Origin of the sequence: Streptomyces vulcanius (assembly GCF_042653945.1) — a bacterium.
Lineage (GTDB): Bacteria > Actinomycetota > Actinomycetes > Streptomycetales > Streptomycetaceae > Streptomyces > Streptomyces mangrovi.
The window spans coordinates 25,564-37,230 of sequence record NZ_JBHSFK010000018.1 but is presented as its reverse complement, the minus strand read 5'-3'; the positions used below and the strand labels follow the sequence as shown (position 1 = coordinate 37,230).

Annotated in this window: 12 protein-coding genes and 1 tRNA gene; 2 read left to right on the top strand and 11 right to left on the bottom strand. The window is 68.6% G+C overall.

What is annotated here, in order from left to right; genetic code table 11:
- Positions 1–204: 204 nt before the first annotated feature.
- From rplL to ACFPIH_RS26345, 9 genes are all read right to left on the bottom strand, one after another.
- On the bottom strand, positions 205–585 hold the full coding sequence (gene rplL / locus ACFPIH_RS26385) for a 50S ribosomal protein L7/L12 (protein WP_381176262.1): 381 nt from the start codon (positions 583–585) through the stop codon (positions 205–207).
- Positions 586–709: 124 nt separating this feature from the next.
- Positions 710–1,240, bottom strand: a complete 531-nt coding sequence (rplJ, locus tag ACFPIH_RS26380; RefSeq protein ID WP_381176259.1) for a 50S ribosomal protein L10 — start codon at positions 1,238–1,240, stop codon at positions 710–712.
- A 283-nt stretch (positions 1,241–1,523) separates the two neighbouring features.
- Positions 1,524–2,423: an SCO4651 family lipoprotein gene (locus tag ACFPIH_RS26375; protein ID WP_381176256.1), complete on the bottom strand. Its 900-nt coding sequence runs from the start codon at positions 2,421–2,423 to the stop codon at positions 1,524–1,526.
- Positions 2,424–2,497: 74 nt separating this feature from the next.
- Positions 2,498–3,394, bottom strand: coding sequence for an SCO4651 family lipoprotein (locus ACFPIH_RS26370; protein WP_381176253.1), 897 nt, complete (start codon positions 3,392–3,394; stop codon positions 2,498–2,500).
- 142 nt (positions 3,395–3,536) lie between these two features.
- Positions 3,537–4,262 (bottom strand): 50S ribosomal protein L1, encoded by a 726-nt coding sequence (gene rplA, locus ACFPIH_RS26365; protein ID WP_381176250.1) that lies wholly within the window; start codon positions 4,260–4,262, stop codon positions 3,537–3,539.
- 80 nt (positions 4,263–4,342) lie between these two features.
- On the bottom strand, positions 4,343–4,777 hold the full coding sequence (gene rplK / locus ACFPIH_RS26360; protein ID WP_381176247.1) for a 50S ribosomal protein L11: 435 nt from the start codon (positions 4,775–4,777) through the stop codon (positions 4,343–4,345).
- A gap of 150 nt (positions 4,778–4,927) precedes the next feature.
- Positions 4,928–5,779: a transcription termination/antitermination protein NusG gene (gene nusG / locus ACFPIH_RS26355; protein ID WP_381176244.1), complete on the bottom strand. Its 852-nt coding sequence runs from the start codon at positions 5,777–5,779 to the stop codon at positions 4,928–4,930.
- Positions 5,780–5,859: 80 nt separating this feature from the next.
- Complete coding sequence (gene secE / locus ACFPIH_RS26350; RefSeq protein ID WP_381176241.1) at positions 5,860–6,147, bottom strand: preprotein translocase subunit SecE; 288 nt, start codon at positions 6,145–6,147, stop codon at positions 5,860–5,862.
- 109 nt (positions 6,148–6,256) lie between these two features.
- A tRNA-Trp gene (locus tag ACFPIH_RS26345) sits at positions 6,257–6,329 on the bottom strand.
- 229 nt (positions 6,330–6,558) lie between these two features.
- On the opposite strand from ACFPIH_RS26345, the gene ACFPIH_RS26340 reads away from it, so the two are divergent.
- Both ACFPIH_RS26340 and ACFPIH_RS26335 read left to right on the top strand, forming a co-directional pair.
- Entirely contained in the window at positions 6,559–7,785 is a 1,227-nt protein-coding gene (locus tag ACFPIH_RS26340; protein ID WP_381176238.1) for a pyridoxal phosphate-dependent aminotransferase, read from the top strand.
- A 135-nt stretch (positions 7,786–7,920) separates the two neighbouring features.
- Positions 7,921–8,964 (top strand): adenosine deaminase, encoded by a 1,044-nt coding sequence (locus tag ACFPIH_RS26335; protein ID WP_381176235.1) that lies wholly within the window; start codon positions 7,921–7,923, stop codon positions 8,962–8,964.
- A gap of 14 nt (positions 8,965–8,978) precedes the next feature.
- On the opposite strand, the gene ACFPIH_RS26330 is transcribed toward ACFPIH_RS26335, so the two are convergent.
- The gene (locus ACFPIH_RS26330) at positions 8,979–10,034 is read right to left on the bottom strand and encodes a UDP-N-acetylmuramate dehydrogenase (protein ID WP_381176232.1); all 1,056 of its coding nucleotides are present in this window, start codon (positions 10,032–10,034) and stop codon (positions 8,979–8,981) included.
- Between the two features lie 150 nt (positions 10,035–10,184).
- Complete coding sequence (locus tag ACFPIH_RS26325) at positions 10,185–11,633, bottom strand: MFS transporter (protein ID WP_381176229.1); 1,449 nt, start codon at positions 11,631–11,633, stop codon at positions 10,185–10,187.
- Positions 11,634–11,667: the final 34 nt, after the last annotated feature.

Genomic DNA, 11,667 nt, shown 5'->3' with positions numbered 1-11,667 from the left:
AGAATTGCGCGCTGCGTGCGGTTCGTCAAGGCCCCCCTACGTAAGCCCAGGCTGAGGGGGACACGATGAAGATCACCCTACCCCTCGCCGTCACGGGTGCAAGGCAACCGTGGCCGACCTCCCGGGAACGCGAAGAGCGACCACCCAGATGGATGATCGCTCCTACGCGCTACGGCGTTACAGGTCCGGTGGACCTGAGTGGTGTTACTTGACCTCGACGGAGGCGCCGGCGGCCTTGAGGGACTCGGCGGCCTTCTCCGCGGCCTCCTTGGCGACCTTCTCGAGAACGGGCTTCGGAGCGCCGTCCACGAGGTCCTTGGCCTCCTTCAGGCCCAGCGAGGTCAGCTCACGCACGACCTTGATGACCTGGATCTTCTTCTCGCCGGCGCCGGTGAGGACGACGTCGAACTCGTCCTGCTCCTCCGGGGCCTCGGCGGCGGCGGCCGGAACGCCCGGGCCGGCGACGGCGACCGCGGCGGCGGCGGTGACGTCGAACTTCTCCTCGAACGCCTTCACGAACTCGGAAAGCTGGATGAGGGTCATCGTCTCGAACTCGGCGAGCAGTTCGTCCTGGGTGAGAGCCACGACGGCTTCCTTCCACTAATTCGGCTGGTGCCGGGATGTACATGTATGGCGGGCGTACGTTCGGCCCGCTACGACCTCTGCCTCAGGCGGGATGCCTCAGGCGGCGGTCATTTCGCGAGCCGAGTTACTCGGCACCGCCCTGCTCGTCCTGCTTGGCGCGAAGAGCGTCCACGGTGCGGACGAGCTTCGACGGGAGCGCCTGGAAGACCTGGGCAGCCTGAGTCTGCTTGGCCTTGAAGGCACCCGCCAGCTTGGAGAGCAGAACCTCGCGGGACTCGAGGTCCGCAAGCTTCTTGATCTCGTCGGCGGACAGCGCCTTGCCGTCAAGGACACCGCCCTTGATGACGAGGTTCGGGTTGTCCTTGGCGAAGTCACGAAGACCCTTCGCCGACTCCACCGGGTCACCGGTGACGAAGGCGACCGCCGTCGGACCGTTGAACAGGTCGTCGAGCGTCGTGATCCCGGCCTCGTTGGCCGCAATCTTGGTCAGCGTGTTCTTCACCACGGCGTACTGGGCGTTCTCACCGAGCGAGCGGCGCAGCGTCTTGAGCTGCGCGACGGTGAGACCCCGGTATTCGGTCAGCACGGCGGCGTTCGAGCTGCGGAACTGCTCCGTCAGCTCGGCTACCGCGGCAGCCTTGTCGGGCCTTGCCATAGAGCGTCGGCCTCCTTCCGGGTGATGAGGACCGCTCAGAAGGGGCTGGGACAAACGAAACGCCCCGGCGCAGGCGCACGGGGCGTAGCTCTACCGAACGAGACCCTTGACGGATTCCGGCCCGGGAGCACTTCCACAGTCACCTGCGCGGGTCGTCCGCATATCAGCGGATCCTTCGGCCACCGCACACTCTCGCGAGCACACGGCAACGACCAGCGGTCTTTGGCTTCTGTAGGAGCGTACGCGACCGGGTCGGCGTCAAGCAAATCCGCCCGTACGGGGATCAGCTCGCGGTGGACTCCCCCGGGTCCTCCAGCCCCTCCAGCTCCTTGAGCATGTCCATCAGGTCGAAGGTGTCGGCGGCCGACGGCGCCTCGACCTCGGCCTTGGCGCCGTAGTCGGAGAACGTCATGCTCATCTCGATGTCGCCCTGAGGGGTGTCCATGCCGACGTCCATCCGCACCGGCAGGTCGTCGTCGTTGACCCATACCTCGGTGTCGTAGCCCTTGATGCCGGCCTTCTCGACCTCTTTGAGGACCTTGTCCCGCTCGTCGGCCTCGAGCACGCCCAGGGAGTCGCCGGACTCCATCATCTCCTTGACCGTGAGCGTGCCCTTGTAGTGCTCGGTCTCGGCGCCGTCGATCTTCTCCGTGCCGACGTGCTTCAGATTGGGCGAGTCCAGCAGCAGAGCGAGCTGCTCGGTCGGGTCCTGGTTCATGTTCTCCAGGCCGGAGGTCATCTGCTTCTGCATCTCCTCGTCGCCCGAGGCCTTCGCGATGGCGGCCAGGTCCATCTTCATCCAGCGCTTGCCGTCCAGCTCGGCCGGTGTGTCCGCGCCCATGTCCATGTACATCACGTTGTCCCGGAGGATCATCCGGATGCGCTCCGGGGCGTCCGGGTCCGCCGCGAGGGCGGAGCCCCGCATCGTGACGTCCATGACGGTCGGGTCCCAGCCCATGACGCCGCTCATCTTCATGTCGCCGCCGTCCCCCAGGGCGGCCGGCGCCGACATGGTCATGGTGATCCGGGCGGACTTGGCCTCGGAGGTCTTCTCGTACGCGGCGGTGAGAACCTGCGCGGCGGTCCGGTGTCCACCGGTCACCTCACCGCTCCCGCAGGCCGCGACACCGGTCAGCAGCAGGGCGGTGGCGGTGGCCGCGGCGGTCCTGTGCAGTCTGTTCATGTGTCCCCCCGAACTCATGTTCACATCGTGCTCATGACCATACCCGGATCTCCTTTGCCGCCTCTTGGTTTTTCTCAGCCGGCGCCCTGGTTCTGCACCAGCTCCGTGAAGTCCACCGTGTCGCTCACCGGGGGCTGCTGGGCGGAGACCTGGGTGCCGTAGTCGCTGTAGAAGGCGGTCTGGCTGTACGCGCCCGACGACGTCTGCCCCTTCTCTACCTTCTTGACCAGCAGGTCGTCACTGTCGACCCAGATGTCCACGGTCTCGGTGGTGACGCCGGCCTGCTCCAGCGTCTTCTTCAGCTCGTCGAGCTGGCTGCGGCTGAGGTTGGAGTTCTTCTCGGCGAGATCGGCCACCTCGACCGTGCCCGAGTAGTGGGTGGTCTGCTGTCCGCGCACCTTCTCCTCGCCGACCTTCTCCACGTCCCCGGAGGCCAGCAGCAGTTTCACCGACTGGTTCGGGGTGGTGTTCTGCATCTGGTCCTTGAGGTACGCGCCGGAACTGCCGCCGAGGCTCTCGAGGTCGTCGTAGGCGTACTTGATCCAGTGCTTGCCGCCGGACTGCTCGGCGAAGGTGTCGCCCATCTTCGCGTAGTAGGCGTCGGTCAGATAGCGGGCCTCCATCGACGTGGTGCCCATCTGGCGCATGGTGTCGGCCATGGCGCCGCCGGTGTACGTGATGGTGAGTCTGCCGGTGAGGCCGTCGCCCCAGGCGAGTTCGCCGTCGGCGGTCATCGACATCAGCGAGCCCATGGTGGTGGTCGACTCGACCTTCGCGGAGTCGGCGCCGTCGGTGGACTTCTCGGCGGAGCGCAGGGCGGCGATGGGATCGAACCGGACGCTCCCGTCCTTGCCGGACCCCTCCGAGCCCCCCGAGCCGCCGGACCCTCCCGAACTGCATGCCGTCGCCCCCGCCACCAGGGTCATCGCCGCTACGGACAAGCCCGCCGTACGCACAGTCGCACGCTTCATTCGCCCCACCCCCATGAGAATCCCGTGACTTCAAGCTAACGCACGGCACTGACAGCCGTACCGGAATGCCGTGCCACAAACAGGGACGAGCCCCGCACCTCGAAAGGTTGCGGGGCTCGCGCCGACTGCTGTGAGCCGAGGCTCAGACCGCGGCCGGGTCCTCCTCGACGAGGAGGTTGCGGGTGCGGTTCGGGTCGACCAGGATGCCGGGGCCGATCGTGGTGCTGATCGCGGCCTTCCTGATGTAGCGACCCTTGGCGGCGGACGGCTTCAGACGGAGGATCTCCTCCAGGGCCGCGCCGTAGTTCTCCACCAGCTTGGTGTCGTCGAAGGACACCTTGCCGATGATGAAGTGCAGGTTCGAGTGCTTGTCGACGCGGAACTCGATCTTGCCGCCCTTGATCTCGGTGACGGCCTTGGCCACGTCGGGGGTGACGGTGCCGGTCTTCGGGTTCGGCATCAGACCACGGGGACCGAGCACGCGGCCGAGACGGCCGACCTTGCCCATGAGGTCCGGGGTGGCGACGACGGCGTCGAAGTCCAGACGGCCCTTCGCGACCTCGTCGATCAGTTCGTCGGAGCCGACGATGTCGGCGCCCGCGGCCTCCGCGGCCGCAGCACGGTCACCGGTCGCGAAGACCAGGACCCGGGCGGTCTTGCCGGTGCCGTGCGGCAGGTTCACGGTGCCACGGACCATCTGGTCGGCCTTGCGCGGGTCGACACCCAGACGGAAGGCGACCTCGACGGTGCCGTCGAACTTGGACGTGGAGGTGTCCTTGGCGAGACGGACGGCCTCGAGCGGGGCGTAGAACTTCTCCCGGTCGACCTTGGCGTCCGCAGCGCGGAGAGACTTGCTGCGCTTGCTCACTACTGCTCCTGTTGATTCTGAGGAGTCGTGGTCCGGGCCGAGCGGGCCCTTCCACACTTCTGCTTGGTGCGGGGTGGAGGTCAGCCCTCGACCGTGATGCCCATGGAACGGGCGGTGCCGGCGATGATCTTCGACGCGGCGTCCAGGTCGTTGGCGTTGAGGTCGGGCAGCTTGGTCGTGGCGATCTCGCGGACCTGCGCCTGGGTGATCTTGGCGACCTTGGTCTTGTGCGGCTCGCCGGAGCCCTTCTCGACACCCGCGGCCTTGAGGATCATCTTCGCGGCCGGCGGAGTCTTGGTCACGAAGGTGAAGGAGCGGTCGTCGTAGACCGTGATCTCCACCGGGATGACCCAGCCACGCTGCGACTCGGTCGCGGCGTTGTAGGCCTTGCAGAACTCCATGATGTTGACGCCGTGCTGGCCGAGCGCGGGGCCGACCGGCGGGGCCGGGTTCGCCGCACCGGCGTTGATCTGGAGCTTGATGAGCCCCGTGACCTTCTTCTTCTTGGGAGGCATTTCGGGGTCCTCTCCCGTTTCTTGTCGATTCCGAGTGCCCGAAGGCAACCGCACAACCCTAGCGGGTAGGTCTGCGCGGCTAAAAACCGAGCAGGTCAGACGGGCTGCGTGAGCCGTCTGACCTGTCCGGTAGCTCTGACGCCGAAGGCGTTAGTTCTTCTGGATCTGGTCGAAGCTGAGCTCGACCGGGGTCTCGCGGCCGAAGATCTCGACGAGGCCCTTGACCTTCTTCGAGTCGGCGTTGATCTCGTTGATCGTGGCCTGCAGCGTGGCGAACGGGCCGTCGGTGACGGTGACCGAGTCGCCGACCTCGAAGTCCAGCACCTGGACCTCGACCTTGCGCTGCGGGACCGGCTTGCCCTCGGCCTCGGCTGCCTCGCGGGCTGCCTTCTCCTCGGCCTCCGGGGCGAGCATCTTGACGATCTCGTCCAGGGTCAGCGGGTAGGGGTCGTAGGCGTTGCCCACGAAACCGGTCACGCCGGGGGTGTTACGGACGACGCCCCAGGACTCGTTCGTCAGGTCCATGCGGACGAGAACGTACCCGGGAAGCTTGTTCTGGCGGATGGTCTTGCGCTCGCCGTTCTTGATCTGCGCGACCTCTTCCTGCGGCACCTCGGCCTGGAAGATGAAGTCCTCGACGTTCAGCGAGACGGCGCGCTGCTCCAGGTTGGTCTTCACGCGGTTCTCGTAGCCGGCGTACGTGTGGATGACGTACCACTCGCCGGGGAGGGTGCGCAGCTCCTCGCGCAGGGCGGTGACGGGGTCGACGGGCTCGGCCGGCTCTTCTTCCTCGGCCTCGGCGTCCGCAGCTTCGTCGTCGGCGTCGTCTGCGGTTTCTTCGTCCTCGTCCTCGACGTGGAGCGCGGCTTCCTCCGCGGGCTCGCCCGCGTCGGCATCGGCAGCCTCGAACTCGTCCACCTCGTCAGCGCCCTCGACGATGTCGAGCTCGTCGTCCACGGACTCGTCGGGCTCGATGGCGTCGTTCAGGTTCTGGTCAGACACGGTGGCTGCTTCTTCCTGGATACATAGGGGTGGAACATGCGAAAGGGGCGCCGGATACCTCGGCGCCCTTCGCTTACGGCTCAGCCGAAGATGTACTTGGCGGCGTGGCTGAGTCCATAGTCAATCACGGTCACCAGGCCGATCATGATGACGACGAAGACAATCACCACGGTGGTGTACGTCGTCAGCTGGCCCCGCGTGGGCCAGACGACCTTGCGGAGTTCCGCGACGATCTGCCGATAGAAGAGGGCGAGGCGCTTCAGCGGGCCCTTCTTGGCGCGCTTGCCGCCCTTACGGCCCTTCTTCGTAGCCTCAGGCACCTCGTCCTGGGCATCAGGCGTGTCGATGGAGCCCACGGCGTCCGCCATTCGTCCTCACCTGTTCCCGGGTCGTGGCCGTGCCGCGCCCGGTCTGAGCCGCACGGCGGTGCATTACTGTACGTACATGCGCACACATCACTGGCGAAGGTGTGTGTAGCAGGGCCGGAGGGACTTGAACCCCCAACCGCTGGTTTTGGAGACCAGTGCTCTACCAATTGAGCTACGACCCTTTGTTGCGTTCCCCAACCTACCGCATCCGCCCGGGTGCTCGGTGTGCACCCGATGTGGCACGGCTGTTGAAGGCCAACGACGTAGGAGTGTACGTGGTCCTGAGCGTGCCGTCGAACGGAAAGCGGCCCGGTGCGGATTCATTCTGATGTTCAGTCGGTTCCCCTCTCAGTTGCCCAGTCGGTGAAACCGGTGTGCCGGGGTGGTTTCCGGTCTGAAAACATGGGCGGTATGAGCGCTGCATCCTCTCCCACCGACCGCCGGGTCTCCGCCCGAGTCGGCGCGATTTCCGAGTCCGCCACCCTCGCCGTGGACGCCAAGGCCAAGGCCCTGAAGGCCGCCGGGCGTCCGGTGATCGGCTTCGGCGCCGGCGAGCCCGACTTCCCGACTCCGGACTACATCGTCGAGGCCGCGATCGAGGCCTGCAAGAACCCGAAGTACCACCGGTACACCCCGGCCGGCGGGCTGCCCGAGCTGAAGGCCGCCATCGCCGCGAAGACGCTGCGCGACTCCGGCTACGAGGTCGAGGCGTCCCAGATCCTGGTGACCAACGGCGGTAAGCAGGCCATCTACGAGGCCTTCGCCGCGATCCTCGACCCGGGCGACGAGGTCATCGTCCCGGCGCCGTACTGGACGACGTACCCGGAGTCGATCCGGCTGGCCGGCGGCGTGCCGGTGGAGGTCGTCGCGGACGAGACGACCGGCTACCGGGTCTCGGTGGAGCAGCTGGAGGCGGCGCGCACGCAGAACACGAAGGTCGTGCTCTTCGTCTCCCCGTCCAACCCGACCGGCGCGGTCTACAGCGCCGAGGAGGCCGAGGCGATCGGCCGCTGGGCCGTCGAGCACGGCCTGTGGGTGCTCACGGACGAGATCTACGAGCACCTCGTCTACGGCGACGCGAAGTTCACCTCGCTGCCGGCGATCCTGCCGGAGCTGCGCGACAAGTGCGTCGTGGTCAACGGGGTCGCCAAGACGTACGCGATGACCGGCTGGCGGGTGGGCTGGATCATCGGCCCGAAGGATGTCGTCAAGGCCGCGACGAACCTCCAGTCGCACGCCACCTCGAACGTCTCCAACGTGGCCCAGGTCGCCGCGCTGGCCGCCGTCTCCGGGGACCTGTCGGCCGTCGAGAAGATGCGTGAGGCCTTCGACCGGCGTCGTAAGACGATCGTGCGGATGCTCAACGAGATCGACGGCGTGGTCTGCCCGGAGCCCGAGGGCGCGTTCTACGCGTACCCGTCGGTGAAGGGGCTGCTGGGCAAGGAGATCCGCGGCAAGCGCCCGCAGAACAGCACCGAGCTGGCCGAGCTGATCCTGGACGAGGCCGAGGTCGCGGTCGTCCCGGGTGAGGCGTTCGGCACGCCGGGCTATCTGCGGCTGTCGTACGCGCTGGGCGACGAGGACCTCGTCGAGGGCGTGAGCCGCGTCCAGAAGCTGCTGGCGGAGGCCAAGGCCTGACGTCCGCCGCAGGGGGCCCACCTACCGAATTCGGTAGGTGGGCCCCCTGTCGTTTGTGCGAGCCGTTTGTGCGAGCAAGACCACGTTCGGGGAAACGGCTACCCGCGGGACGCGCGCGTGCGGCAGGATCCTGGAATGGAGCGTGTACCTGAACGTGATGTCTCTGAGCTGCCGAAAGCCCATCTGCACCTGCACTTCACCGGGTCGATGCGGGCCGGCACCGTCCTGGAGCTGGCCGACAAGTACGGGGTGCGACTGCCCGAGGCGCTGACCGAGGCGCTGACGAGCGGGGAGCCGCCGAGACTGCGGGCCACGGACGAGCGGGGCTGGTTCCGCTTCCAGCGGCTGTACGACGCGGCGCGGTCCTGCCTCCGTCGGCCCGAGGACATACAGCGCCTGGTGCGGGAGGCGGCGGAGGAGGACCTGAAGGACGGCTCCGGGTGGCTCGAGATCCAGGTGGACCCGACGTCGTACGCCCCCCGGCTGGGCGGTCTGATCCCGGCGCTGGAGGTCATCCTGGACGCGGTGGAGACGACCTCGCGCGAGACCGGCCTCGGGATGCGCGTCCTGGTCGCCGCCAACCGGATGAAACACCCCCTGGACGCCCGCACACTGGCCCGCCTTGCGGTCCGTTACGCGGACCGGGGCGTGGTCGGCTTCGGCCTCTCCAACGACGAACGGCGCGGTATGGCGCGGGACTTCGACCGGGCGTTCGCGATCGCCAGGGAGGCCGGGCTGCTGTCGGCTCCGCACGGCGGCGAGCTCACCGGCCCCGCCTCGGTCCGTGACTGCCTGGACGACCTGCACGCCAACAGGCTGGGGCACGGTGTGCGCGCGGCGGAGGACCCACGGCTGCTGCGGAAGCTGGCCGAGCGCGGCGTGACCTGTGAGGTCTGCCCGGCCTCGAACGTCGCCCTGGGCGTCTACGAGAAGCCCGAGGACGTACCCCTGCGCACTCTGTTCGACGCCGGGGTCCCGATGGCGCTGGGCGCCGACGACCCGCTCCTCTTCGGCTCACGGCTGGCCGCCCAGTACGAGATCGCCCGCCAACACCACGCCTTCACGGACGAGGAGTTGGCGGAACTGGCCCGCCAGTCGGTACGGGGCTCGGCGGCGCCGGAGGACATGAGGGCAAAGCTGCTGTCGGGAGTGGACGACTGGCTGGCGAAGGTTCCCTAGAGGCTGACGCGGGGCTAGAGGCTGACGCCCACCGTGACGGGCTCGTTGACCAGGGTGATGCCGAAGGTGTCGCGCACCCCGGCGACGACCTCGCGGGCCAGCGCCAGCAGGTCCTCGGTGGTCGCCCGGCCGCGGTTGGTGAGGGCGAGGGTGTGCTTGGTGGAGATACGGGCCGGGCCGCTGCCGTAGCCCTTGCCGAAGCCGGCTCTGTCGATCAGCCAGGCCGCGGAGGTCTTGGTGTGCCCCTCCCCCGCCGGGTACGAGGGCGGCTCCACGCCGTCGCCGAGCCGCTCCCGCACGCGCGCGTGGAACGCGGCGAACTCGGCGTCGGTGAGGATCGGGTTGGTGAAGAACGAACCGGCGGACCAGGTGTCGTGGTCCTCGGGGTCCAGGACCATGCCCTTCCCGGCCCGCAGCTTCAGCACGGTCTCCCGGGCCTCGGCCAGCGGCACCCGGTCTCCGGGCTCCACGCCCATCGCGCGGGCCGTCTCGGCGTACTTGACGGGCCCTGAGAGGCCGCCCGCGTCCTCCAGGGCGAAGCGGACGCGCAGGACGACATACCGCTCGGGCTCGGCCTTGAAGCGGCTGTGGCGGTAGGAGAAGGCGCAGTCGGCGCTCGGGACGGTGACCGTCTCGCGCGCGTGGCGGTCGTAGGCGACCACCTCGGTGATCGTGGACGACACCTCCTGGCCGTACGCCCCCACGTTCTGGATCGGGGTCGCGCCGGCCGAACCCGGGATGCCGGCCAGGCACTCGATGCCCGCGAGCCCGGCCTCGACGGTGCGGGCGACGGCGTCGGTCCACACTTCTCCGGCGGCCAGTTCGAGGCGGGTGCCGTCGAGGGTGAAGCCCTTGGTGGCGATGACGAGGGCGGTGCCGGCGAAGCCCTTGTCGCCGACGACCAGGTTCGAACCGCCGCCGATCAGCAGCAGTGGTGTCCCGGTGTCGTCGGCCTCGCGGACGGCGGCGATCACCTCGGCGTCGCTCGTCGCGGTGACCAGCCGGTCGGCGGGGCCGCCCAGCCGGAAGGTGGTCAGCGGGGCGAGGGAAGCGTCGTGAAGTTCCTGCACCCGCCCAGCGTACGAGACCCCACCGACAACACCCCCCGCGCGTCGTTCCCGTCCCGCACCCCGTACCGGCGCGCCACACACGCGTGCGGCCCCGCCGCGAACGACGGGGCCGGAACGGGGTTGCCACGCGTGCGTGGCGTGCCGCCGAGGTCAGGAGGCGACCTTTTCGAGGACCGGCGCCGGCTCGGTCTCCTCCTGGGCGGTGGTCCGGAGCCGCTCGGCCTGCCTGCGTGTCGGGATCATCAGTGCCGCCACCGCGGCCAGGGCCACGACCGCGGAACCGGTCACCAGTGCGGGCCGGAGGCCGTCGACGAAGGCCTGCCCGGACTCGTAGCCGCCCTGGGCGGAGAAGATCGACCCCATGATCGCGATGCCGAGCGCGCCGCCGACCTCGCGCAGCGCGTTGTTGGCTCCGGAGGCGATGCCCTGCTCCTTGGGCAGGACGCTGGACATCACCAGGTTGGCGGCGGGGGCGAAGTACAGCGCCATGCCGATGCCGCTGACGATCAGACCGGGCAGTTGTATCGCGTAGGAGGCGTCGGCGGTGGCGGCGAAGGCCATCCAGCCGAGGCCGACGGCCTGGAGGAAGAGGCCGGTGGCGACGACCGGGCGCCCGCCGATCCGGTCGGAGAGGATGCCGGCGATCGGTGCGACGAGCATGGGCATGCCGGTCCAGGGCAGCATCCGCAGCCCCGCCTCGGTGGGCGAGTACCCGAGGACGCCCTGCATGTACTGGCTGAGCAGGAAGATCGACCCGAACATGCCGAGGAACATCAGCAGGCTCGCGGCGTTGATGCCGGCGAAGGCGCGGGAGCGGAAGAGCCGCATCGGGAGCATCGGGTTCTTGGCACGGGTGCCGTGGACGACGAAGCCGACGAGAAGCGCGGCGCCGGCGAACAGCCCGGTCAGCACGAGGGAGCTGGTCCATCCGTCGGCCGGCCCGCGCACCAGCCCGTACACGATCCCGAAGAGCCCGCCGCTGGCGAGAAGCGTGCCGGGAAGGTCGAGCGGCGCGCCGGTGCCGTGGGACTCGGCGAGCCGCAGCCGGGCGAGGGGCAGCAGGGCGAGTCCGAGCGGGACGTTCAGCCAGAAGATCCAGTGCCAGGAGACGTGTTCGGTGAGGCTGCCGCCGATGAGCGGCCCGGAGGCCACCGCGAGCCCGTTGACGGCCCCCCAGATCCCGTACGCCATCCCGCGCTTGGCCACGGGCACGGCCGCGGTCAGCAGGGTGAGGGTCAGGGGCATCATGATCGCCGCGCCGACGCCCTGGACCGCGCGTGCGGCGATGAGGGCGTCGATGCCCGTGGCCATGGCCGCGGCGGCGGAGGCGCCGGTGAAGACGGTGAGTCCGGCCAGGAACATCCGGCGCCGGCCGAACCGGTCGCCGAGCGCCGCGCCGAACATCAGCAGCACGGCGAAGGTGAGCGTGTACGCGCTCACGGTCCATTCGAGGTCGCCCAGCCCCCCGCCGAGGTCCTTCCGGATGGAGGGCAGCGCGGTGGTGACGACGAGGTTGTCGAGGGCCGCCATGAATCCGGCGACGCTGGTGATGACGAGCGCCCAGACGGCGCCGCCCTTTCGTGCTGTTTGCTGAGTCATCTCTCCCCCAGGGAGATCGAAGATTAGTTATTGA